The organism is Xylanibacter sp., from assembly GCF_057607445.1.
Genome location: NZ_DBLZAX010000002.1, coordinates 81,573 through 106,719, shown reverse-complemented (window position 1 = coordinate 106,719; position 25,147 = coordinate 81,573). Strand labels below are relative to the sequence as shown.

At 45.4% G+C, this 25,147-nt stretch carries 14 protein-coding genes and 1 other RNA gene; 8 read left to right on the top strand and 7 right to left on the bottom strand.

Translation table 11 applies throughout. The features are described from left to right. Window positions 1-471: 471 nt before the first annotated feature. The gene (locus ACZMIG_RS02370; RefSeq protein ID WP_487889049.1) at window positions 472-1,854 is read right to left on the bottom strand and encodes an MGH1-like glycoside hydrolase domain-containing protein; all 1,383 of its coding nucleotides are present in this window, start codon (window positions 1,852-1,854) and stop codon (window positions 472-474) included. Window positions 1,855-2,203: 349 nt separating this feature from the next. Between ACZMIG_RS02370 and ACZMIG_RS02365 the strand changes: the two genes are divergently transcribed. Continuing rightward, window positions 2,204-3,454 (top strand): hypothetical protein, encoded by a 1,251-nt coding sequence (locus tag ACZMIG_RS02365; RefSeq protein ID WP_487888983.1) that lies wholly within the window; start codon window positions 2,204-2,206, stop codon window positions 3,452-3,454. 1,088 nt (window positions 3,455-4,542) lie between these two features. Here ACZMIG_RS02365 and ACZMIG_RS02360 read toward each other — a convergent pair. Next, window positions 4,543-6,060 (bottom strand): DUF4301 family protein, encoded by a 1,518-nt coding sequence (locus ACZMIG_RS02360; RefSeq protein ID WP_443983269.1) that lies wholly within the window; start codon window positions 6,058-6,060, stop codon window positions 4,543-4,545. A 351-nt stretch (window positions 6,061-6,411) separates the two neighbouring features. Between ACZMIG_RS02360 and ACZMIG_RS02355 the strand changes: the two genes are divergently transcribed. Beyond that, window positions 6,412-8,622, top strand: coding sequence for a RelA/SpoT family protein (locus ACZMIG_RS02355; RefSeq protein WP_021855395.1), 2,211 nt, complete (start codon window positions 6,412-6,414; stop codon window positions 8,620-8,622). A 251-nt stretch (window positions 8,623-8,873) separates the two neighbouring features. On the opposite strand, the gene ACZMIG_RS02350 is transcribed toward ACZMIG_RS02355, so the two are convergent. Together ACZMIG_RS02350 and ACZMIG_RS02345 are read right to left on the bottom strand one after the other, a co-directional pair. Continuing rightward, window positions 8,874-9,350 carry a DUF4252 domain-containing protein gene (locus ACZMIG_RS02350; protein WP_021855394.1) on the bottom strand — a complete coding sequence of 159 codons (477 nt, stop codon included), beginning with the start codon at window positions 9,348-9,350 and terminating at the stop codon, window positions 8,874-8,876. Window positions 9,351-9,625: 275 nt separating this feature from the next. After that, window positions 9,626-11,917: an NADP-dependent malic enzyme gene (locus ACZMIG_RS02345; protein ID WP_287601649.1), complete on the bottom strand. Its 2,292-nt coding sequence runs from the start codon at window positions 11,915-11,917 to the stop codon at window positions 9,626-9,628. Window positions 11,918-12,071: 154 nt separating this feature from the next. On the opposite strand from ACZMIG_RS02345, the gene ACZMIG_RS02340 reads away from it, so the two are divergent. Next, window positions 12,072-12,710: a TetR/AcrR family transcriptional regulator gene (locus ACZMIG_RS02340; RefSeq protein ID WP_021855392.1), complete on the top strand. Its 639-nt coding sequence runs from the start codon at window positions 12,072-12,074 to the stop codon at window positions 12,708-12,710. Window positions 12,711-13,648: 938 nt separating this feature from the next. On the opposite strand, the gene ACZMIG_RS02335 is transcribed toward ACZMIG_RS02340, so the two are convergent. From ACZMIG_RS02335 to ssrA, 3 genes are all read right to left on the bottom strand, one after another. Then, window positions 13,649-15,241 (bottom strand): glycoside hydrolase family 28 protein, encoded by a 1,593-nt coding sequence (locus ACZMIG_RS02335; RefSeq protein ID WP_487888982.1) that lies wholly within the window; start codon window positions 15,239-15,241, stop codon window positions 13,649-13,651. 463 nt (window positions 15,242-15,704) lie between these two features. After that, on the bottom strand, window positions 15,705-17,423 hold the full coding sequence (locus ACZMIG_RS02330; RefSeq protein ID WP_302698383.1) for a family 43 glycosylhydrolase: 1,719 nt from the start codon (window positions 17,421-17,423) through the stop codon (window positions 15,705-15,707). 314 nt (window positions 17,424-17,737) lie between these two features. Continuing rightward, window positions 17,738-18,138, bottom strand: a transfer-messenger RNA (tmRNA) gene (gene ssrA / locus ACZMIG_RS02325). Between the two features lie 243 nt (window positions 18,139-18,381). Between ssrA and ACZMIG_RS02320 the strand changes: the two genes are divergently transcribed. From ACZMIG_RS02320 to ACZMIG_RS02300, 5 genes are read left to right on the top strand one after another with little or no spacing between them, the layout of a single operon-like run. Then, window positions 18,382-18,969 carry a sugar transferase gene (locus ACZMIG_RS02320; RefSeq protein ID WP_053398628.1) on the top strand — a complete coding sequence of 196 codons (588 nt, stop codon included), beginning with the start codon at window positions 18,382-18,384 and terminating at the stop codon, window positions 18,967-18,969. A gap of 17 nt (window positions 18,970-18,986) precedes the next feature. Further along, window positions 18,987-21,557: an SLBB domain-containing protein gene (locus ACZMIG_RS02315; protein WP_487888981.1), complete on the top strand. Its 2,571-nt coding sequence runs from the start codon at window positions 18,987-18,989 to the stop codon at window positions 21,555-21,557. Window positions 21,558-21,570: 13 nt separating this feature from the next. After that, the gene (locus tag ACZMIG_RS02310) at window positions 21,571-22,611 is read left to right on the top strand and encodes a chain length determinant protein (RefSeq protein WP_021855386.1); all 1,041 of its coding nucleotides are present in this window, start codon (window positions 21,571-21,573) and stop codon (window positions 22,609-22,611) included. After that, entirely contained in the window at window positions 22,589-23,926 is a 1,338-nt protein-coding gene (locus tag ACZMIG_RS02305) for a lipopolysaccharide biosynthesis protein (RefSeq protein ID WP_487888980.1), read from the top strand. Before ACZMIG_RS02310 ends, ACZMIG_RS02305 begins: the two co-directional genes overlap by 23 nt. Window positions 23,927-23,937: 11 nt before the next feature. Continuing rightward, window positions 23,938-25,143 (top strand): O-antigen polymerase, encoded by a 1,206-nt coding sequence (locus ACZMIG_RS02300; RefSeq protein WP_302698386.1) that lies wholly within the window; start codon window positions 23,938-23,940, stop codon window positions 25,141-25,143. Window positions 25,144-25,147 lie beyond the last annotated feature (4 nt).

Here is a 25,147-nt window from a genome sequence, read left to right as displayed (position 1 = left end):
GCCGGCGGATCTGCGCTCCGCCGGAATATAATATAAGAACCGAAGGTCAGCGCAGCTAATTTCCTGATCCGCTAAAAATACCGCTGATTTAGGTGAAGTATAAATGATGCAATGACAAAATAGGAAGTAATCGGATCAAAGATCCTTATATTTAATTCCGGCGGAGCGCAGATCCGCCGGAACATTAGCAACGTAGTGCGTCTTACGAAAGTGAAAAGTTAAAAGTAAAAAACGAAAAATCCAAATGTATTGTGGTTTCTACTTGTAAGCAATACGTTTGCATTTGGATTTTTCACTCTTCACTCTTCGTTCTTCACTTAAATATGCTCCTAGCTCACCTAAGTGAGCGATAACTCCTCTAACTACTTTAACTCCAAAGTCTTATGCTAGCTTGTCATTCGTTTTTTCACTTTTAATTTTTCATTTTTAATTGCACTTTTGCGCCTGCTCTTCATTTATTATGCTATACGATTAAAACTCGGAAATGGTGGGGCGACCTTCTAGCCAGGCTATCATGTTTAAGACTAAGAAGTTCCAATTCTGGAAGCCTTTATTGAGCACCGGCTCTCCGTTTTCAGGCAGGTAATACTCATGTAACGCACCGAAGCGCTCGAAGTCGTGGCCAAGCAGGATAACGGTCTTTTCAGCCAGCTCACGGGCTTCGGCAGTGTAGCCATAGTTAAGAAGACCACGGAAGACGAGGTAGTTGACATTAATCCATATTGGTCCCTGCCATGACGAAGGATTACCGCTGGCACGAAGATTATACATCTTCTCTAACGGAGACAGTGAACGGATGCCGGCAGGGGCATTGAACGACGTGGTGTCACGATAATGAAGACGGACTATGTCGGCAGCCTGAGACGGCGTAGCTATGCCTGCCCACATGGACATAAAGCCACTCCACACGCTGAAACGCTGGATAAGGCAGTCGTAATTACGCGGCTGACCGACATGCAGATAGAGGTCGCCGGGATTAAGACCGCTGATGGACGGCTTCTCGACAGGCAACAGATTGAGGTCGACGCTGTAATAAAACTTGTCGCGCGGGTCCCAACAGTGCTCCTGTATCTTCGACTTCAAGTCGGCTGCCTCTTTATCATACTGAGCCGCTATCTCGCCCAAACTGAGACATCGGGCAATGTAGGCCATAGCCTGCAGTTCCTTATACATAAGGGCGTTGAGGAATATTGAGCCGGAACTTTCGTGGGGACGATAAAACGTGCTGGGATCGTTGTCTACGCCTATAGCCTCATCAGTTTCCCAATAAAGAAGACCTGTTGCCTTATGGCGGTGGAAGTTCATATATTTAGACACAAAGGCCTGCAAATAATAGAAATCGTCGCGCAGCCACTCAGCATCTCCATTCATTGTCCTGACGATAAAGGCAGCATGCTGAGCCAGCGTTGGCTTGTGCATATTCGACTTCCAGGGATTACGCTTCTTGAGCATCTCTTCGCGTGAAGGTGCGTTGCGCTCTATCCATATAGGTATCCAGCCGTCCATGCCGCAATAGCTCAACGAATTGAGCACACAGCCGCGCTCATAGTCGAGAGCCTGAATGCTGTCTTTAGGCGTGCCGTTGTCGAGAAGAATCTGCCTGAGAGCCACGTTGCTGAGCCATGAGTCCCAGTCCCAAAGCATATCGAGATACTGACTGCTGCCGGGAGCAAGAAACTTATATTTAAGTGAGCCGCCTGCCTCGCGATACATTCCGCGCATCTCCTTATAGATGTTGCGCTTGCAGATGTCTGCATACTTGCTGACGTTAGCTGCGGTACGCTCAGGCAAAGCGGAACGGAGCTGAGACGAGAATGACAGCAAGACAAAGAATAAGGCAAGGCGCAAGGGCATGCGTGAAGGGCGCAAAGATGACATAAGAGACGAAACGGACATGAATGTGCGGCAAGAATAGCTGTAAGCGTTCATAACATTTGATTAAGGTTAATTATTTTTTAAGCAATGCAAATATATAGCTTTTCAGGAAAAAAGCAAAGACATAAGCAAATAAAAAGCGACTGTATACAAACTGACGATTTATGGTCAACGGGAAAATATGCCTATATGTAGACATTTAACATAAATTAAACGACAAAATCGTCATTGACGAACAAACAGACATTATCTTTGCAAAAAATGTTTTGTAAGAATTATTAAAGAGAATGATAACCCACGATAAAACGTGGAATATAAGAAAAACACCATGAAAGAATTTACATCAAAACTTATTACGTACATGATGATGGTGTGCGTGGCATTATGCACAACAGGATGCGGAAGTGACAGCGACGAAGACGGCACTACAGACGGAACACACGAGGACATGGCTTTAGAAAACCTGAACGGACACGAACTGAAGTTCTATTATGAATATGAAGGAAAACTATACAGGGCCATGGCATTGTATGTAGACAAGCAAGGTACGCCAAACGTGCTGAGCTATTCGGCTGTGCAGATGATAGGCGTAACGAAATATGCATACGTAAAAACGAGCCAGAGCAAGGCGACGGTAAGCATGACGGTGATGTATTATCAGGCATCGCCAGACCCTGAAGGATGGAGCGACCCATGGCACCAATATGACATGGAACTTAACTTTGTGTCGGGAAACCAGGGATATGCCAAGGTTACAACGCAATATAAGACGCTTGTTAACGGTCTGCTGACAACGGTAAAGAAAGATGACCTGTGGTATTTCAAAATTGACAGCGATGAACTGCCAGACAAGACTCTGATTGACATCTGCATAGGCAACAGTGAAGGTAACGACGACGGAGATGGCGAAGGCAGCTCTGAAAACGTGGTAACATCAAAGGCACTGAAAACAAAAGTAAACTTTGTGCAGGACGGTGAAAGACCATGTATAGCCGTGGGGCTGACAAAAAACAGCACAACAGGACTGCCTGACAAAACAGGATTCTGCATTGGAACATCACCCAAACCCACTATTGAAAACGCAATAATAAAGCTGAACGAGAATGATGAATGTCTGAACGGTTTTTCACGGATTATCGGCAACAGCGGAACAACGCTGAAACGCGGCACAACATATTACATAAGACCGTATCACAAGACGGGCAACAAAATAATATATTATGAAGAGACATCGGTTGAGACACCGGGAAAGAATTATATACTGACCATTACGCCTACGCTGACAAAGTATTACAACCTTGACTATAATTTAAAGAAGGAAGGCACATACACACTGGGCATTACATGTAAAGTGAAAACGGCAAACGGCGACAAATATTATAGAGAAGAACTGAAAACCGTAGGCAAAGGCTCTGGCTCAATGTCTTGGGACTCTTCAAAATCCGGCTACGACCTTGAAGATATCTACTACATAGAATTTAATGCAAGGGACAAAGCTACCGGAATATTGTATATATCAGACATGGCATCAGGAAGAGTCGGCGCAAAGCGCAAACGAAGTTCAGCGTTAGCTAATTAAAAATGAAAAATTAAAAGTGAAAAACGCCTGACGGAAGTGAAGAGTGAAGAGTGAAAAATCCAAATGCTAACGTAGTGCGTACGAAAAGAACCAACAAGGCTAATGTGCCGGCTGATTTGCAATTGTCGTGCAAGTGAGAGCAGAAGCAAATCTCATTTGGTTATGCCGAGCGCAGCCGACAATCAATAGAATTAATCTGCCGGAAATGAATATCAGGATTTATTTAATCCGATTACTTCCTATTTAGCATCATCTTATACTTTTAATGCAAAATTATCATTAGATTTTTTATTACTCACTTCATAAGGCAGCGGTATTTTTAGCGGATCATAGATCCTTATATTTAATTCCGGCAGATTGCAAATCAGCCGGCACAATACCAAACGTAGTGCGTGCGTTTCGTCGATTATTGTCAATTGTATTTTTCACTCGCGTAGTGCTTGCGATAAGAACCAATAAAGCTAATGTTCCGGCGGATCTGCGCTCCGCCGGAATTAAATATAAGGATCTTTGATCCGATTACTTCCTATTTGACATCACTTTATATTTTTAATGCAAAATTATCATTAGATTTTTCATTATTCACTTCGTAAGACAGCGGTATTTTAAGCGGATCAGGAGATCCTTATACTCAATTCCGGCGGAGCGCAGATCCGCCGGTACAATAGCAACGTAGTGCGTGCGCTATGTTAATTATTATCGATAGTAATACATTGAAAAGAATCAACAAGGCATTTGACTCTAACTACCAGCTCACCTAAGTGAGCGATAACTCCTTTAACTCCCGCCTCGAAAGCACAGATCAGCCGGCACAATGGCAACGTAGTGCGTCTTACGAAAATGAAAAGTTAAAAGTGAAAAACGAAAAATCCAAATGTATTGTGATTTTCAGCCCGCCTTATTGTTTACATTGGCACTAAGCGCAAACGAAGTTCAGCATAGCTAATTATGAAACGTAGTTCAACATTAGCTATTTATAAATTATGAAACGCAGTTCAGCGATGCTAATTATGAAACAAAAAATATATTATATAATAAAGAAAATAGAGAATTGGGCATGTAAAGAATCCCAATTCTCTATTTTTATCTTATTGATGCTGCTCGCGAAGAAGGTCGTTGACGGTCTTTACGGGGTTGAATGTTGACAGAGGAACTTCTACGAACACTGTGTTCCAGTTGCTCATAGCACCATTCCACAAGCCCGGCAACTCGAGAGCCTTCAGCTCCTTGCCGTTCTTGCTCTTGCTGCTGATAAATCCTGTTGTCTTGTCAACATAGTCAGGCAGATTGAACGGCTCGCCCTTATAGTTCTTAACGGCACAAACGAGGTCAACGGGATTGAAGTGTGTACCCTCGGTGAACATCTTCATGTATTCGGTGTTGCTCTTGTCAATCTGACTGCTCTCAAGTATCTGCAGACTGATGGTGCCGTCCTGATTGTAGGTAAGGAACGGACCTCCGCCCGGCTCGCCAACGTTCTTAACAACTCCGCAGACACGGATAGGACGGTTGAGCTTTGAGCGCAGATAGATAACGAGGTCGGCATCCTCAAGATTCTTGATGTCTGGCTTGCGGCAGCACAGATCGTTCTGAACGAAACGTATGATTTCTTCAATCTGTGAATTGCTATACTCGCCGCTGTCGAGCAGGCGCAGATAGCTGAACACCTTTTCCTGCAACGTTACAAGAATTCCGGCAATGAGCTGCTTGTAGGTTACGGTGTCGTTCTTAAGACGATCGGGTACAACGTTGTCAATGTTCTTTACAAAGATTACGTCGGCGTCGATGTCGTTAAGATTCTGGATGAGAGCGCCATGACCTCCGGGACGGAACAACAGAGAACCGTCGGCATTGCGGAACGGAGTGTTGTCCGGATTGGCGGCAATAGTGTCGGTGCTGGGCTTCTGCTCAGAGAAAGAGATATTGTAGTTGATGCCGAACTTGGCAACATATTTGTCTTTCTTCTCAGCCACCTTCTTCTCAAACAGAGCCTTATGCTCATGGCTTACGGTGAAGTGAACATTAGCCTCGCCTGCGCTTGACGCATATAATGCTCCCTCAACAAGATGCTCCTCGAGAGGAGTGCGCACGCCGTCTTCATATCTGTGGAAGAGCAGCAGGCCCTTAGGCAGCTGTCCGTAGTTAAGGCCCCTAGACTCGAGCATATTGGCAACAACAGCCTTGTAGTTGCCGGCAGCAACAAGGGCTGCAATGTCCTTGCCCTCATTCTTTACGCAAGCTGCGTTAAGCTCATCATAGAAAGCAAACTTCTCTATGTTGTCGAAGAATTTCTTTTCGAAGTCAGTACGCGGTTCGTCATAGTCAGCGCCGAGAAAAGCGAACATATCCTTGAACATACGGCTGGCAGCTCCACTGGCAGGAACAAACTTTACGATCTTCTTGCCTTCTGCCTTATAGGCTTCCCACCTTGCGATATAGTCGGCACGCTCACTGTCGGCAGGAGCAATGACGCCACGGCCTATGCCTGCTGCTGCCTCGAGCTTCAGGAAAGGAAAGCCTTTTTTAAACTCTTCGAGTTGGGTTGCTACTTGTTCTTCGGTTATGCCTTTTTCGGCAATCTGCTTTAAGTCTTCTGGTGATAACATAAGTATTATAATTTTATAAGGTTTCAGTAAATCAGTTACAAATATATAGTTTTTTTCTTAAAAAACATAACTTTAGATATTAAAAAGTTATTACTTATTGTCAGAAATGCCTTATTATTTAATTTATTTGAAAGAACATCCGAAAATATCAGGAAAAATGTGTAAGTTTGCATAACAATGTACTCCGGCAGACCATGAAAAGTTGCCGTGCAAAGGCATTATTAACCTGTAAGCATACACGCCGGCACGCATGCTGAAACATGGAAGACAAGCCAAAGCCGGACATTTTAAGATAGATTCATCAACGGCAGACGCCAACAGGCGGCAATGCCCTTAACACACAAGAAGGATATGGCTGAAAAACTGTTCTTTACCAAAAAAGAGAGAAACGACATTGTAAACATAATACGCGGACTGCGCGAGAACGCACACGGCATGCTGAAAAGAGAAGACGAGAAAAACGTCTTCAGGCATCTGAAAACCGCTCTCGAAAACGACCTTATACAGCGCGATGTGTTTGGAATGAACCCCATACTGCTGAGTCTGCAGACCGCACAAATTGCCGTAAGCGAGATTGGACTGAAGCGCGACGGCGTGATGGCCATACTTCTATATACAAGCGTGGCTGAAAACGACAACTCGCTTGAGGAAATAGAAAAGAACTTCGGAAAAAACGTATCTACCATAATTCACGGACTCAGAAGCATACAGGAACTGTATAAGAAGAATCCGGTGATAGAGAGCGAAAACTTCAGAAACCTGCTGCTGTCGTTTGCCGAGGACATGAGGGTGATACTGATAATGATTGCCGACAGGGTAAACCTGATGAGGCAGATAAGGGACACCACGAACACGGAGGCAAAGATGAAGGTGAGCGAGGAGGCAAGCTATCTGTATGCCCCGCTGGCACACAAACTGGGACTGTATAAGCTGAAAAGCGAGCTGGAAGACCTGAGCCTGAAATATCTTGAGCACGACGCCTACTACATGATTAAGGCGAAACTCAACGAGACAAAGAAAAGCCGCGACGCTTATATAGAAAAGTTCATAACGCCTATAGACAAGAAGCTGAAAGAGGCCGGACTGAAGTTTCACATGAAGGGACGCACAAAGAGCATTCACAGCATCTGGCAGAAGATGAAGAAGCAGCAATGCGGCTTTGAAGGCATATATGACCTGTTTGCAATAAGAATAATACTCGACTCGCCGGCAGAACTGGAGAAGATGCAGTGCTGGCAGGTGTTCGCCATAATAACAAACATGTATCAGCCTAACCCGAAACGTATGCGCGACTGGCTGAGCGTGCCTAAGTCGAACGGATACGAGAGTCTGCACATAACCGTGCTCGGACCTGAAAACAAATGGGTGGAGGTGCAGATACGCACAGAGCGCATGGACGAGGTGGCAGAAAGAGGACTGGCTGCCCACTGGAGATACAAGGGCGTGAAGGGCGAAAGCGGACTTGACGAATGGCTCAACAGCATAAGGACGGCGCTGGAGAACAAAGACGACCTGCAGGTGATAGACCAGTTTAAGATGGATCTTTATGAGGACGAGGTGTTTGTGTTTACGCCCAAAGGCGACCTTATGAAGTTTCCGAAAGGAGCCACCGTGCTCGACTTTGCCTACCGCATACACTCTAACATAGGCAACCACTGCACGGGAGCAAGGATAAACAACAAGGCGGTTACTTTCAGATACATACTGAAAAACGGCGACCAGGTGGAAATTATGACGTCGAGCACGCAAAAGCCGAAACAGGACTGGGTGAACATCGTGAAGACAAGCCGCGCAAAGTCGAAGATAAGAATGGCCATAAAAGACCTTATGGTGAAAGACGGAGCGTATGCAAAGGAGATGTTTGAACGCCGACTGAAAAACCGAAAGATCGACTTTGACGAGAGTGCCGTGTCGCACCTGATAAAGAAACTGGGATATAAGGAGGCAAACGACTTCTACAAAGACATGGCTGACGGAAGCCTCGACGTGAACCAGACAATAGAAACGTATCAGCAGGTGCTGATGTTCGACAACAACACCGCACCAACGGCTCCGGCAAGAAGTGCGAAAGAGTTTAGCTTTGAGAACCCCAACGAGGAGATTGCCTACTCGAACGACGACGTGCTGGTGATTGACCAGAACCTTAAAGGCGTGGACTATACGCTGTCGAAATGCTGCCACCCGATATACGGCGACGATGTGTTCGGATTTGTAACCGTGAACGGCGGAATAAAGATTCACCGCACCGACTGCCCCAATGCACCCGAACTGAGAAAGCGATTCGGCTACAGAGTGGTGAAGGCGATGTGGAGCGGAAAGGGCAAATCGCAATACTCTATCACGCTGAAGATTATAGGAAACGACGACATAGGCATCGTGAACAACATAACGAGCATTATATCGAAAGAGGAGAACATCATGATGCGCAGCATAAACATTGACAGCAACGACGGACTGTTCCGCGGTAACCTCGTGGTAAACGTGGAGGACACATCGAAACTGGAACAGCTGATAAAGAAGCTGCGCAACGTGAAGGGCGTGAAGCAGATTATAAGACTGTAAGAAGAATGAGGGTGTGGCAGCGATGCCGCACACAATGAAGACATACAAAAGGCTATGATGCCTTGACTATAAAAAGGAAACGGACAAATGCACAGGCACAACAGCCGGCATTTGTCCGTTTTTATATAAACCTTTCTTTAACTTAAACCACAATAGGTTATTAGCCCGCACACAGCATTATCTGTTTTGTGCATTCATGCTTTCAGCCGTCTACTTGCTGAAGAATATGCGGAGCGTTGACCTGTTTACGGTTAAAGAATCTGCTGCAACATGTCTTTGTTCAGGAGCTTCATGGCATCTTCCTTGCTTATCTTGCCGGTAACGTCGATAAGGGCACAATCTTCATCGTCTGAAAAGGCGATGAAAAGTTCGGTAACATAGTCGCCCTCACACTTGCCGAATACTTTTATGGTGTCTGACTCGTCAACGAACGAAGCCATAGCTTCATAAGCTTCAGAGTCTATCTCTCCCACCCTGTCGTTGAATGTCTTTATCTGCTCGTCGGTGCCCTCAGACAGCAGGACGAGAGTGCCGCCGTCAAGATTAGACAGGAGAGCCTTGACATTTTCAGGCATGGCGGCAGCCTGCGCAACAATAAGGTCCTTGCTGAGCGTTATGGTCTGAGCACCTGTAGACTTTGTGATTTCGTTGATTACCTCTTGTGTGCTTTTGGCAAAGCCGGCCATGCAGAACATTGCTGCCAGCGCCAGAATAAACAGCTTTTTCATAATAGTGTCGTTTTGTTGTTAATTATGTCATTTGTTTCTATTGTCAGAGACGTATGACAAGGCCGTCAGTGACATGAAAGATAAAGTTTTTCACACTTTTTATATTATACACACCTCATTCAGTTAAAGCCGTCAGGCATGGCGTTGCCCTGACATGAGGCATAAGCCCAAATCAGCAATCAGGATTTTTGGTAAAACGGACGACGGCTCCGATGACATGTCGTTACATCATTGGAGCCGTCATACATAATGCTATATCGCAGGCAGCTGCGCCGTTATTGTCTGTTCTCCTTTATCTTCTGCACGTAAGCGTCGATAACTGCCACGGCAGTGATGTTGACAACATCGCGTACGCTGCACTCGAAGTCGGTGAAGTGTATAGGCTTGTTAAGACCCATCTGGATAGGACCGATAATCTCTGCGTCAGAATTCATTGCACGCAACAGCTTGTATGCGTTGTTGGCACTGCTGAGGTTAGGGAACACAAGCGTGTTGACATCCTTACCCTTAAGGCGCGAGAACGGATACTTGGCGTCGCGCAGCTTGTTGTCGAGAGCAAAGTTTACCTGCATCTCGCCGTCGATGGCCAGGTCAGGATAACGTGTCTGCATAGCCTCAACGGCAGCATGAACCTGAGCCGGACTGCCTATCTCGTCGGAACCGAAGTTTGAATAGCTTATCATGGCTATCCTCGGCTCTTCGTTGAAGAATCTTACGGTCATTGCGCTCAGACGTGCAATGTCTACGAGCACGTCCTTGTCAGGATGGCGGTTGATAAGCGTGTCGGCCATGTAGAACACACCCTTCTTGGAGTTGATGATATGCATCGTGCCAAAATGGTTGTATCCGGGCTGTATGCCGATAACCTCCTTTGCCACCTTGATGGTGTTTGAATACTTGGTGTAAAGACCCGTGATGAAGGCGTCGGCCTCGCCGGTCTCAACCATCATCATACCGAAATAGTTGCGCTCAAACATCTTGTCGTTGGCTTCCTGGAAGGTGTAGCCCTGGCGTTTGCGCTTCTCGGCAAGTATGCGTGCATAGCGTTCACGGCGGTCGTTCTGGTTGTCGTGGCGCAGATTTACTATCTCTATGCCGTCGAGATTAAGGTCGAGTTCCTTGGCAAGCTTCATTATGCGCTCGTCGTTGCCCAGCAGGATAGGCTGGCAGATGCCCTCGTTCCTTGCCTGTACGGCAGCCTTGAGCATCGTAGGGTGTATGCCTTCGGCAAAGACAACGCGCTGCGGGTGCTTGCGTGCTGTATCATATAGCTTCTGCGTGAGCTTGGTTTCCTGTCCGAGCATCTCGCGCAGGTGGTTCTTGTATTCGTCCCAGTCGGTTATCGTGGTGCGTGCCACCCCACTCTCTATGGCTGCCTTGGCAACGGCTGCCGACACTTCGGTGATGAGGCGCGGGTCGACAGGTTTCGGAATGAAGTAAGACGGACCGAAAGTAAGGTTGTTTACCTGATATGCGTCGTTAACGACATCGGGCACAGGCTGCTTTGCCAGGTTGGCAATAGCGTGGACGGCGGCAAGCTTCATCTCCTCGTTTATGGCAGAGGCATGAACGTCGAGAGCGCCTCTGAAGATATACGGGAAGCCGATAACGTTGTTAATCTGGTTAGGATAGTCAGAACGGCCGGTAGACATGAGCACGTCGGGACGGCTGGCCATGGCTTCCTCATAAGAAATCTCGGGCACGGGGTTAGCCAGGGCGAACACAATGGGCTGGTCGGCCATCGACCTTACCATGTCCTGAGTGAGCACGTTGCCCTTGGAAAGACCGACAAACACGTCGGCTCCCTTTACAGCCTCCTCGAGTGTATGCACGTCGCGGCGGTCGGTAGCAAAGAGCTTCTTCTGCTCCGTAAGGTTTTCGCGGTCACTGGTGATAACGCCTTTAGAGTCGAGCATCACGATGTTCTCGCGCTTTGCGCCGAGAGCCATATACAGCTTTGTACATGATATGGCTGCCGCACCTGCTCCGTTGACAACAATCTTAACCTTTGATATGTCCTTGCCGTTCACCTCGAGAGCGTTCTTCAGTCCGGCGGCAGATATGATGGCCGTGCCGTGCTGGTCGTCGTGCATCACGGGGATGTCGAGCGTGCGCTTCAGGCGCTCTTCGATGTAGAAACATTCAGGAGCCTTTATGTCTTCAAGGTTGATGCCGCCGAACGTGGGGGCTATCTTCTCTACAGCCTCGCAGAACTTTTCGGGGTCTTTTTCGTCAACCTCAATGTCGAACACGTCGATGCCGCCATAAATCTTAAACAAGAGCCCCTTGCCCTCCATGACGGGTTTGCCGCTCATGGCTCCGATGTCGCCCAGACCGAGCACGGCGGTGCCGTTGCTTATCACGGCAACCAGGTTGCCCTTGGCGGTGTATTTATATGCGTCATCGGGAGTTTTCTGTATCTCAAGGCACGGAAACGCAACGCCCGGCGAGTAGGCCAGACTAAGGTCGGTTTGCGTACTGTAGGGCTTTGTCGGTTTAACTTCTATTTTTCCGGGTTTCCCGTTCTTGTGATATGCAAGAGCGGCCTCTTTTGTTATGTTTACCATAGGCGTTTTCTGTTATCTTATTTTGTATTGTCTTTTACCTTATAACCATTTCACTTTATCATGAAAAGTCATGCAAATGTAATAAAAATAAAGGAAAGCAAATAGTTTTTTTAGAAAAATTATTAACTTTGCAAATAAAATAAGAATAGTGTTTATGCGCAAAACAGGCAACATAACAGTTTATCGTGAAAATCTGAAAACAAGGATACTCGAAACGTCGATGCAGCTCTTCAAACAGAAGGGAATCAGGGCTGTGAAGATGGACGATATTGCCACAGAAATGGGAATATCCAAACGCACCCTGTATGAGATTTACAGCAACAAGGAAGACCTGCTTTACGAGTGTGTAAAGCACGACTCTGAGAAGATGACCAAGCAGCTGCAGGAGTATGCCGAAAAGACGGACAACGAGATGGACGTCATAGCCTTCTTCCTTAAAGCCAAGCTGAGAGACCTGGGAACCATCAATCCGCGCTTCTTTCTTGAAACGCAGAAATACTCTAAGATTGTAGCTTTTCTGCAAGAGTATAACGAGAGACAGCGCGCCAACTCGTACCTCTTCATGAAGAAAGGCATAGAGCACGGATTCTTCAGGGGCGACATCAACTATGACATCGTGCACAAGATGAGCGACGCCGCCATGAACTATGTTATGCAGACAAAGATGTACCGCAAGTATTCGCTGAAGGAGATATTCCACACCTTCATAACGGTCTACATGCGCGGGTGCTGCACAAACAAAGGGCTCGACTATCTGGAGAAGTATATGGACGAAAGCAAGATAAACAAATAGGACACAGATAAGAGAATGACGCTGCGCGGACGGCGGCCCAAGGAGCAGGACAACAAAGTTAAGATTCAGGACGAAGCGCAACAGGAGAGCCTGAAATCAAATAAAAATCAGTATACTAAAACAATTCAGCCACATACGCGACCGCATCAAGGAAGCAAAGGAAAATCATAACATCAGCAGAAAACGACATACGCAACCGTGATGTCTCTACACACGAAGAGCATCAGCGCACCCATGAAAAGACATTATAAAATGGTGTGCGACAATGGTCTGTGCATGCTGACATATTGCCGGCACGGCGGACACGGTGCTTACGTTGTGATTTCTGTCAACGCTCCAGAATCTTGCTATTCTAAAATTTCTTTCCGCAGGACGTAAAATTCCGCAGTTTTTGTGTGCAAGCGTAAACTGCTATACTGCAACATGTTGACACGGCAAAGAGCATCAGTGTGCATTTTCCTGGCACTAAAACAGCGGCATTTTGCCTCAAAATTCACTCATGATATAAGGCATAACGCATGGCAAAAGGTGGCTTTTTAGGATGCAAAAGGCCACAAACGGCAACACGAAAGGCGGCATTTTGCAGACCGGGATGCTGCCGGACGCACAAAAGCGGCATATTATCGGACACATATTTTCTATTTTGTCTGAAAATCCATACAAAGGCAAAATATCATTATGAACGGCATAAGCCTCAATATGCTTACACTTATCAATATTCAAATGTCCCAATCATAAACCAACACTTGCCAAAGAATGGCATACCGTCAATACACACTAAAACTCAGACAGAAGCATGCTCAATATAAAAACAAAAATCCTGCGGATTATAATTGGCAGATTTAGGATAAAAAAGTAACGCTCACACAGAAGCCAAGCCTGCATGAGCGTTTCAGTCACTATGTTTAAACAGAATTAAAATATATAAAAACAAAACACTAAATTTTGTTCAATCCCGGCTTGCAGACCACGTCTGCACCATTGCTGCGGATGACTATGCCCGAAGCCTTGCTGCCCTTTATGTCCATGTTGAGCGCGCCGTCGGGCACATAGAACGTAACATTGTCGAAGAGCACGTTGCGGCTGTCGTCTATCACCATCGTGTTGTCTGTGGCCTGTATCTCCATGTTGCGCAGCGTCAGTCCGTCGGCATCGTTGAGCGTCTTTATTATCCTGTTGGTCCTGACACTGCCGTTCTCAAGTAGCACGCCAGAACACGGAATCTCAGGTATGCCGTTGACAGTCATTAGCCTGTCGGCCGACTCAACTATGAAGTTGCGTATGGTTATGTCCTTAACCGTAGGCGTAAGCGGAGTGATGTCGAGCGGCGGATAGCGGCGCGCAAGCTCACCCATATACATCTTTGAACCGAGCAAATCCCACGTGAAAGCCTCGCGCACGTTCACCAGTCTTATGTTCTCATAGGTGATGTCTTCAACGGTTCCGCCGCGGTTGCGCCTTGTCTTGAAGCGGAAGCCCGTGCGTGTGCCATAGAACACGCAGTCGTGAAGATACACACGGCGTATACCTCCTGCCGTCTCGCTGCCGCAGGTGATGCCTCCGTGACCGTCCTTGGCGAGACAGTAGCGTATGAGCACATTCTCTGTAGGACGGTTGACGCGCAGTCCGTCTTCGCATCGTCCGGCCTTCAGCGTGAAGCAGTCGTCGCCGCAGTTGAGCGTAGAGTATTCTATAAGCACGTTCTTGCATGAAGAGATGTCTATGCCGTCGCCGCTCGGCACGTCTGTAGAATTTACGGTTATACCTCTTATTATCACGTTCTCACAATAAACGGGATTAACGTTCCACAGAAGGCTGCGCTCGAAGGTTACACCCTCAACGAGCACGTTCTTGCAATTGATGGGCGAAAACGACTTGGGGCGGTAGAACGTGCGGCCTTCCTTGCCGTCGCACAGGCGCTCTTTGACGGGCATACGGTAATCGATGTCGTTCTCAACTACGCTTTTGCCGTTAGGGAACTTGCGCATGGGAACGTCCATCGGCGGACCCATAATCACGCCTTTGCCCGTAAGGGCTATGTTCTTTGCGCCGTTGGCATATATAAACGCACCGGCACCCATAACCTCGACGCCCTCATGACGCGTGAACACGGCAGGCTGATAGTCGTCTACCTCGCCCGAGAACTCTATCACGGCACCTTCATCCAGGCGAAGCTCCACGTTGCTCTTCAGTTCTATTCTGCCTGAATACCACTTGCCGGCAGGCACAACCACGGTGCCGCCGCCACGTTTAGAGAGGCGTTCTATCTTTTCATTGATTGCAGGAGTTATCTTGCCCGATGCCGAAACGTCGGCCTTGCCCACGGTTTCGCGGCGATCGGGAAATTCGGGGCGCCTTATCTTCTTCAGCTTGAAGGGCGCTTCGTCTACAGGAGCTATGTCGGCAGGCATTGCGGCTGCTCCTACGTTCTCTTTCTCTGGCACTACAATAGTGTTGCCGGCATCAGCCCCGTTGGCGAACACCGGCAACATTAAAATTAATGATAATAAAGATTTTGCGTATCTGTCCATTGTTATGTTTCTTTTAAAGAAAGAACGTAAACAGATTTGATTTGTAACGTTATTTATGCTGACAATTTTCACAGAATGTTTCTATTTTGGTTAATGTTTCGCATATTTTAAGCCAAATCGGTTATTTTAATCCGACCTTATTGTCGTTTTGACATTTAACCGGCTGCCGTTTGATTCTCCGCAAACACTGCGGGCAATGTCAAGAAAAGGCAGACGGCAAGACGCCAACAGAAAGCAATAAGACTGCCGGAAGCCTCAATCTGCAGATAGAAGTAAGACAATGACCGATTTTAGACTTGACGCATTTATCTTCAACATGCATCCTTCAGAAACAGTCTGTAAGGCTGTCAATGTGTTGTTTCAGTCTGTAGCCCAGACCGTTATTTGTTTAAGGCAGGCAGTGCCCCGGCTGTTTCAACCATGCCAGAATGCATCCGGACTGCACTGCCTTTACCATTATGTATTATCCGCGTGTGGCATACAGGCCGATGGTGGTGCCTGTAAATCCGCCGGCGTTGCGTGTCGACAGGAAACCGGCGTCTACGTTGTTCTTCAGCAGTTTCCATTCGCCTTTGCCCACTGCATAGTAGAAGTCGAACGTCAGACCGCGTGAAACAATCTTCAGGCGTATATCCTTGTCGGCCTTTGCGAGAGCCGAACTTGCCAATATTTCGTCTTTGCCTCCGTCAGCTGTCTTTCTAAGTTCAACGGCCTTGCCGGCTGACGTCTTGGCAACGCAAAGCAGATACTGATGTGTCTCGTCCTTGAAGAGCAGCATGCCTGCGCGCTCGTTTACAGTCTGAGGCTCGAAAACCAGACGTGAAGAGCACTCAAACTTATGATGCTGTATGCGGCGGCCTACGTATGCCGGAACGGCTTTCTCGGCAGTTGTGGTCTCAACGCATTTCATTGACAGATAACCGGGCACGGCATTTGTGCTGCAGATAGAGTCAACAGGACCGCGAAGCGAGAACCAGTCGAGCGGCAGTGTCTTTTCAGAGAAATCGTCGTTGTATGCAAAATTACCGAAGGTTACGTTCTTTCCGCGTACAGCTCCCTTTACATTGCCTGTCATAGGCACGGTTTTTCCCTTTTCAAGTATGAGCGGGAAACCTTCGTCAGTCCAGCTTACAGGCAGGAGGAATGTCTCACGTCCAAGATTCTCAAACTTGCCCTCACAAGGACGGCATGCAAGGAACACAGCCCACCAGTCGCCGGAAGGAGTCTGCACGAGGTCGGCATGACCTGCACATGTAACAGGGTCTATGCGGTTAGGATCAAGGTCGCGCTGAGTAAGTATAGGATTCTTCTTGGCGGGAACGAAAGGTCCAAACGGGCTGTCGCTTCTGAAAATCACCTCTGAGTGCATGTCGCTGGTGCCGCCTTCGGCCGACATCAGGAAATATTTACCGTTAATCTTATACATATGAGGACCCTCAATCCATATAGGCTTGTCCTCCGGATGCACGCCCTTGTTCACGAGAATCTTCTCAGGACCAACAGTCTTGTCGGTATTTACGTCAAATTCGCGCACGCGGATAGCCCTGTGGCCGTCGTATTCAGCCTTGCCTTCGGGCTCGTCATTGTTTACGATATAGGCCTTACCGTCGTCGTCAAAGAAGAATGAGGGGTCTATGCCTTTTACGTCAGGCAGACGGATTGGCTCCGACCATGAGCCGAACGGATCTTTTGTCTTAACGAAGAAGTTGCCCCACCCCACGTTTGTGGTTATCATATAAAAGGTCTTGTTGTGAGGATTATACGATATTGCAGGAGCAAAGATACCTGCTGAAACCTTCTGACCGGCAAGAGGCAACTGCGACGGACGGTCGAGGATATAGCTGATCTGCTTCCAGTTTACGAGGTCTTTGCTGTGGAACAACGGCACTCCTGGATAATAAGAGAAGCTTGAAGTTACCATAAAGTAGTCGTCGCCAACACGGCAGATGCTCGGATCTGAATTCCATCCGGGAAGTATCGGATTGTAGAATCCGCCCTCGCCTTCGAGCTTCACTTTCTTATAGATGTCGTCATCTCCACTATAACTGAAATAATCGAACAATGCCGTATGGGCAACAGTGGCAGGCGCCTTTGCGGCACTTGCTGTTTGAGCGCCGGCTGTCTGTGCCGAAAAGGCAAGCAATGCAGACGCAAGAATGCAGCTAATTTTAGTTTTTTTCATATCTCTATATATCAGAATATTAAAGTTTTTCATGTCCATGCATAGGTCTTCGCCATAGATATGCGCCATCCGCTTATGGCTTATGCCGTAAAAGACCTATACCGAGTACAAAGGTAAAAACTATAATCAATTAGCGCCCCACTATTCGTCACCAATACATTAATATTTGTTTCATGCACATAATTCATCACCATAAAACACATGAAATCAGGATAAAACAGAGATTTTCATACTAAATCTGCAAGTTCAGGAAAGATTACAGATATGCCGTAAAGTAAACAAAAAGGCGGCGTAATAAGCTTACACCGCCTTTTGTGTGGAGCTGGAGGGATTCGAACCCTCGTCCAAACAGGGAAACCATACGCTTTCTACACGCTTATTCCGGCCTTCGGTTTTCGAGCTGCAGCAAGACCCGGACCACCAACTGCAACCTTATCCCCTAAAACTTCATCTTGAGTGCGGGGCCGCACAAGACTATTTCCGATTTAACCGCACCGCTTTACCGAAACGCTTCGGAACAACAGCTTTCGAGCAGTGTCTCGTCCTGTCACCTTGTGACTGGATTAAGCCGATAATCTACTATGCTTCGATTAGGCAGCGAGAGCGTATTTGTTTTCGCCAGATAAATTTTTGACCGCTGAGATTTAGGAGCCAACAGACGACGCTCCGCGTGCTTACGTACCATTCCAACCCGCTGTCAAATCCGGTCAACCCCAATCTGCCAAACGTGCCGGAGCTACGTTTTATCCGTGCAAAGATAACTCTTTCTGTAAGAATACGCAAATTTATGGCTATTTTTTCAATAATCAGAGAGCAACTAACATTTTTTTCAAATTATTTGTGTTACCTTTGCAACAAATTTGAATATTTGGGGTTATTATAGAGAAACAATATTTTTTAGAAGGTGAACAACGTCTATACGAAAGAGGCGGACTGCATAAGCTGCAGCCATGATGCTATGAATGCTACACAAAGGGCAATAAAAAGGGCTTTCGACTTTATATCAGCCTTTTTAGGACTGATTATATTATCACCATTGTTCCTCATTATATATATAATGCTCAAAAGACAAAAGAACGGACCTGCAATATTCTCGCAAGAACGCATAGGATACAGAGGCAAGCCGTTTACCATATATAAATTCAGAACTCTCAGCAAGGCTGAGGACAAACCACAGCTGGTGGCTAAATGTGATGACAGCAACTCGACCAAAACCGAAAGATTTTTAAGAGAGCATCATCTTGACGAGCTGCCGCAGCTCTGGAACGTGCTTATCGGCGACATGTCGCTCGTAGGACCGCGCCCTGAACGCAAGTACTATATCGACCAGATAATGGAAATAGACAATTCGTATGTGCTAATATATGAAATGAGGCCCGGACTGACATCCGAGGCCACATTATATAATGGCTATACTGACAGCATGGAAAAGATGCTGAAACGTCTGCAGATGGACATTCATTATCTCGAGAACCGCTCGCTGGCGCTCGACTTCAGCATAATAATGCGTACAGCCGCAAGTATAATTAGTGGCAAGAAATTTTAAGTGGAAATTAATTTAATATGAAAAAATATATCATTCTTTTCTTATTCGCACTGCTGTTGCCTTGTTATGCAACGGCACAATCGTCAATGACAGACGAACAGATACTGAAATTTGTAATGAAAGAAAACGCCGAAGGCACATCGCAGGCACAGATTGTAACAAAACTGATGCAGAAAGGCGTAACTATAGAACAGATCAGGCGCGTAAAAGACAAATATGAACGCCAGGCAAAGAACAAAGGCCTTGGCACCGTAAGCAGCAAAGACACGGAAGAAGATAACGGACGCCAGAGAAAGAATAACGGAAAGAAAGGCTCAAGCAAAAACGACGATGACGAAGAATCACCGCAATACAGAATAAAAGATACAAGAGAAAAGAAAAAGAGCAAATCAAAAGAAGTTGTCTATGACGAGACAAACGAAGACTGGCTGATGATGCAGGATGAACTGAACACATTCATCCCTGACACAACTGCCATGCTGGAAAAGCTCCTTGCAGAAAAAAGAAAGAAAAAAGTGTTCGGACGTGATATCTTCAACAACAAGGACCTTACGTTCGAGCCCAACATGAACATCGCCACCCCGCAGAATTACATCTTAGGCCCGGGCGACGCTGTTTATATCGACATATATGGCGCATCACAAAAGACTATAGAAAGCACCGTTTCACCCGACGGAGAAGTAACAATAGAAGGTTTCGGCCCCGTACAGGTAAGCGGTCTGACCGTGGCACAGGCAAATGCACGCCTGCGCTCTACGTTAGGAGCAAGATACAGCAGTTCGAAGATAAAGCTAACTGTTGGTCAGACACGCTCGATAATGATTAACGTGATGGGTGAGGTGAAAAACCCTGGAACCTACACTCTTCCTGCGTTTGCAACAGTATTCCATGCCTTGTATATGGCGGGCGGTACAAACGATATAGGTACGATGCGTAACATCAAGGTATACAGAAATAACCGACTGGTGTCTGTCGTGGATATCTATGACTATATCCTGAACGGAAAACTCACAGGCAACGTCAGACTTGCCGACAACGACGTCATTTCCGTTGGTCCTTACGACTGCCTGGTAAATATTACCGGAAAGGTGAAAAGACCGATGTACTATGAAATGAAGCGTAACGAAAGTGTTGGCACCTTGCTGAAATACGCCGGAGGATTTACAGGAGATGCATATAAGAAATCTGTACGCATTGTCAGAAAGACAGGAAGAGAATATTCTGTCTACAACGTTGATGAATTTGACATGAGTGCATTCCATCTTGCAGACGAGGACTCTGTAAGCGTTGACTCTATCCTGCCCCGCTTCTCTAACATGGTTGAGGTCAAGGGTGCCGTGTTCCGTCCCGGAATGTATCAGGTAGGAGGCGACATCAACAGCGTAAAAACACTTATCGAACACGCCGACGGTCTCCGTGAAGAAGCCTTCACTGCACGTGCCGTAATGCACAGAATGAAGAAAGACCGTACACTCGAGGTCGTTCCTGTTGACGTTGAAGGCATATTAGACGGCACCGTTCCTGACATACCTATACAAAACAATGACGTGCTGTTCATCCCGACTAAACAGGAGATGATGGAAGAACAGACTATCACAATACACGGAGAGGTGCAATACCCGGGTATTTACAGATATGCCGACAACGAAACCCTTGAGGACTTCGTCTTGCAGGCAGGAGGCTTAAAGCAGACAGCCTCAACAGTAAAAGTGGATGTGTCAAGACGAATTGTAAACCCGAAGGCACTGACAACCGACTCTGTCATTGCCCGCACTTACACATTCGCCCTGAAAGACGGTTTTGTGATTGACGGTACACCCGGCTTCAAGCTCATGCCATTCGACGAAGTGTATGTCCGCAAGAGTCCCGGCTACTACAAGCAGCAGAATGTTATCGTTGAAGGCGAAGTAATGTTCAGCGGTACATATACGCTCTCTAAGAAGAATCAGCGTCTGAGCGACCTTATAAAGAGTGCCGGCGGCGTTAACGACCGTGGCTATGTTGCAGGTGCACGCCTCGAAAGAAAGGTGAACGAGAGCGAACGCGCACGTATGGAAGCCGTGCTCAAAAAAGCCAAGGAAGAGGCTGAACAGATGGAAATAGAAGCTGCGAAGGAAAACAAGAAAAGAGATCTTAAAGACAGCGAGAAAATCAAGAAATTTGAAATACCTGAGTTCTATTCTGTCGGAATAGAATTAGACAAGGCCCTAGCCAACCCCGGATGCGATGCAGATATCGTTTTGCGTGAAGGCGACAAAATCATCGTACCGCAATATAACGGAACAGTAAAGATAAACGGTGCTGTGATGTATCCTAACACCGTAGGTTTCCAGAAGGGCAAGAAGGCTAAATATTACATTAACCAGGCCGGCGGATTCAGCGAAAAGGCAAAGAAGAGCCAGACATACATTGTTTACATGAACGGCACTATTGCAAAGGTTAGCCAAAATGCCAAGCCAAAACCCGGATGTGAAATTGTTGTACCTGAAAAGGAAATCAACAAGATGACTATTGCTGAAAAGATGACTATCGGAACATCTGTTGCATCAATAGCAACTATGATTGCGACACTGGCAAATATATTGTAAAAAATAAAAGAAAATGGTTGAGAATATAGAATACAAGCTCAGGGAAATAGACCTGAAAAAGCTTCTTAACAGAATAAAGACACATAAGAAATTATTTATAATAAATCTTTCTGTTGCATTTGTTGTAAGTGCATTCTTAATTTTATGTGTTCCGAGATTCTATGTCTGTGAAGTTAAACTGGCACCTGAAACCACCACTCCAAATATAGGTGGCCTTGGTGCCTTGGCGTCGAGTTTCGGCCTAAACATGTCTAATATGGCAAATCAGGATGCCATTGTGCCAGAACTGTATCCTGACCTGATGGAATCTGCCGACTTTCAGACAAGCATGTTCCCCATTAAAATAAAATCAAATGACGGGAAAATAGAAACTACATATTACGAATATCTTGAGAAGTACCAGAAATCAGCATGGTGGGAAAAGATAATAGGTTTTGTAAAAGACTTGTTTAAAGACGAGGATGCTGAAGGCGGAGCTAGCGCAATGAAAGTCAATCCTTTCAAAATGACAAAGAAGCAAAACGACATAGCCAAACTGGTTGGGCAAAAGATTAAATGTAGCGTTGACAAGAAGACCAGTGTCATCACTATAAACGTTGAGGATCAGGATCCTTTGATCTGTGCCACCATAGCAGACTCTGCAAGGGTAAAACTGCAGCAGTTCATCATAAAGTACAGAACAAACAAGGCACGTATAGACCTGGAGTACACAAAAAATCTGTATCAAGAAGCTAAAAGACAATACGAACGTGCAAGACAGGTATATGCGGTGTTCTCTGATGCCAATCAGGACTTGGTGCTTGAAAGCTACAAGGCAAAACTGGAAGACCTTGAAAATGAGATGCAGCTGCAGTACAACAATTATCAGCAAATAAGTCAGCAGCTTCAACTTGCGAAAGCGAAATTACAGGAAAGGACGCCTGCGTTCACTACACTACAGTCGGCATCTGTGCCACTTAAGCCTACAGGCCCCAAACGCATGGTGTTTGTTGCGTTCTGTATGATTCTAACATTCATAGGAACATCTGTCTATGTTTTCAAAAAAAATATTTAATGGTAATGAACGCACAGCTTTAATAAAAAAGAACATTGCCGGTTCCATACTTATAAAAGGCTGGAACTGCATTGTTCAATTATTGCTCGTGCCCATTACATTAAATTGTCTGAACCAATACGAATATGGAATTTGGCTTACCATCAATTCCATTTTGTTATGGATAGACCAATTTGACATAGGCCTGGGAAACGGACTCAGAAATAAGCTTGCAGAAGCATTAGCAAAAGGCGACAAGGAAAAAGCCAGAAGGCTTGTCAGCACAACATTCATGATGCTGATCATTATTGTAATACCCATTGTTCTCATTTTAAGAATAATAATTCACAATATTGACCTTCATTCGCTATTGAACATAAACAGCGCTACAGTACCAAACTTAGAGGGTATATTTGTTATTTCCATTGTATTTGTAGGCATAACCTTTATCTTCAAATTTATCGGAAATGTCTATCTTGGGCTTCAACTTCCGGCAATAAACAATCTTCTCGTTGTTTCCGGCCAGACACTGGCACTGATCTGCATATTTGTTTTGTCGCTAATATATAAGCTCACATTATTCGACGTAGCCTGCATCTACACATTGTCGCCCCTGATGGTCTACCTGATTTCGTATCCGCTGACATTTTGCAGATACAAATATCTAAGGCCTTCATTCAGGCTGTTTGATAAAACAGAACTTAAAGAACTGTTCTCACTAGGAATATTGTTCTTCATTGTTCAGATATCAGGTCTGATAATATTTGCCTCTTCAAACGTACTGATTACGCGCATATTATCTCCGGCAGAAGTTACGCCATACCAGATTTCATACAAATACTTCAGTCTGACGATAATGGTGTTTACAATCATCACCGCACCGCTCTGGTCTGCAACAACTGATGCGTATACAAAGAATGACTGGAAATGGATAAACAACATGATGAATAAGATGAATAAAATAATGCTGGCGTTTTTCGTTCTTCTGATACTGATGCTCGCATCATCTGAATTCATCTATAAAATATGGATTGGCGGTAAAGTTGAAATAGGCTATCTGCTGTCTGCATTAATGGCAATATATATGTGTGTACTTATTTACAGCACATGTTACTCTAACATCCTCTTCGGAATAGGAAAAATACGTCTGATTACAATAATAACAGCGTTAGAAGCTATAATATACATCCCGTTGGCTATATTCTTAGGCAACAGATTTGGTCTTTACGGCATCATCAGTGCACTGATATCCGTTAATCTGATATGCACTATATGCAATAAGATTCAGTTTGAAAAGCTGGCAAACAATAAAGCAACGGGAATATGGAATAAGTAAATAAAGGCAAAATGTTGACAAACATAATAATATTAATATTTGTGTTCGCAGGAATGCTGTCTTTTTTCCTGCTGTCACCCAGATTCTGCTCTTATCTTCCAAAACGTCAGATATTCTCACCATGGAATACAACTCTGATTGTCTGGATTATAATTCTTACGCTCTATACTTTTGTTCATAAGGAGCTGTATGCTGTTTCTGAACAATTTGTATATGGCTTAACCATTTGGGTATTTACCTTTGTCATTACATCTGCCGTCACCTTTGTAGTTTTCCCTTCATATAAAAAAAGCCCATGGAAAGTATGCGAAAAGAATGTTGACATAATAACATTAATTACGCTGATCCTTGTTCCTATGGCCGTGTATAAAGCTGTGCAACATGCATTTATGCTCGGTTCGCCCGAAGGCCTGTTCTACACGTTAAGAGAACAGGCTGTCAACCCTGAAGAGAACCAGCTTGGCATTGTAAAATATTTTGTATACGTCATAAACACTCTGCTAATCATAGAAATATGCCGCAGCAAAATAAGGAAATGGCGCATGTTGCTTGTCATATCGCTCTGCTTTCTCTTCTTTATTGCGACAATGGGAAAGATGACATTGTTCATGTACATATTTACGAGCCTTTATCTGCTTTATGAGAAAGGAAGAATATCATTAAAGCCTATATTTTGGGGATCAGTGTTTCTTATTGCATTGGTACCGCTGATGTTTATTCTAAGAGGAAGCTCAGACACCGAAACAGATGCCGAGGTTATTGGAGACTTGCTGATAATTTATTCTGTAACATCTATCATCGCATTTGGACAACTGTCTCCATGTTCATCTACCCAATGGGGTGAAGTAACTCTCCGCTTCTTCTATGGAATTTTTGAATCACTCGGATTCAACATAAACACCCCTCCCCCTATCGTTCAGGAATTCTGTACAACGCCTCTGCCAACTAACGTATATACAATAATGTCTTCATACTTCAAGGACTTTGGGTTTACCGGAATTTTTGTATTTGCCTTGATTGAAGGATTAATTATTGGCGCAATATACAAATATTCAAAAACAGGCAACAACCTGATGATGTATCTATATGCCTATATTTTTACATTATTAGTTACCCAATTTGTTGACGAACAGATATTCCAGGGTTTGTCATCAATCATACAGATGACCGTACTTATCTTTATTTGTCACATCAATTTGAGCTATAATAAGGAGTGATGAA

Bases quoted from the DNA above. Each gene is read 5' to 3' on its own strand.
- ACZMIG_RS02320 (WP_053398628.1), top strand. From the start codon at position 18,382: ATGAATGCTACACAAAGGGCAATAAAAAGGGCTTTCGACTTTATATCA.
- ACZMIG_RS02370 (WP_487889049.1), bottom strand. From the start codon at position 1,854: ATGCCCTTGCGCCTTGCCTTATTCTTTGTCTTGCTGTCATTCTCGTCT.
- ACZMIG_RS02315 (WP_487888981.1), top strand. From the start codon at position 18,987: ATGAAAAAATATATCATTCTTTTCTTATTCGCACTGCTGTTGCCTTGT.
- ACZMIG_RS02330 (WP_302698383.1), bottom strand. From the start codon at position 17,423: ATGAAAAAAACTAAAATTAGCTGCATTCTTGCGTCTGCATTGCTTGCC.
- ACZMIG_RS02300 (WP_302698386.1), top strand. From the start codon at position 23,938: ATGTTGACAAACATAATAATATTAATATTTGTGTTCGCAGGAATGCTG.
- ACZMIG_RS02335 (WP_487888982.1), bottom strand. From the start codon at position 15,241: ATGGACAGATACGCAAAATCTTTATTATCATTAATTTTAATGTTGCCG.
- ACZMIG_RS02305 (WP_487888980.1), top strand. From the start codon at position 22,589: ATGTTTTCAAAAAAAATATTTAATGGTAATGAACGCACAGCTTTAATA.
- ACZMIG_RS02360 (WP_443983269.1), bottom strand. From the start codon at position 6,060: ATGTTATCACCAGAAGACTTAAAGCAGATTGCCGAAAAAGGCATAACC.
- ACZMIG_RS02340 (WP_021855392.1), top strand. From the start codon at position 12,072: ATGCGCAAAACAGGCAACATAACAGTTTATCGTGAAAATCTGAAAACA.
- ACZMIG_RS02345 (WP_287601649.1), bottom strand. From the start codon at position 11,917: ATGGTAAACATAACAAAAGAGGCCGCTCTTGCATATCACAAGAACGGG.
- ACZMIG_RS02355 (WP_021855395.1), top strand. From the start codon at position 6,412: ATGGCTGAAAAACTGTTCTTTACCAAAAAAGAGAGAAACGACATTGTA.
- ACZMIG_RS02365 (WP_487888983.1), top strand. From the start codon at position 2,204: ATGAAAGAATTTACATCAAAACTTATTACGTACATGATGATGGTGTGC.
- ACZMIG_RS02350 (WP_021855394.1), bottom strand. From the start codon at position 9,350: ATGAAAAAGCTGTTTATTCTGGCGCTGGCAGCAATGTTCTGCATGGCC.
- ACZMIG_RS02310 (WP_021855386.1), top strand. From the start codon at position 21,571: ATGGTTGAGAATATAGAATACAAGCTCAGGGAAATAGACCTGAAAAAG.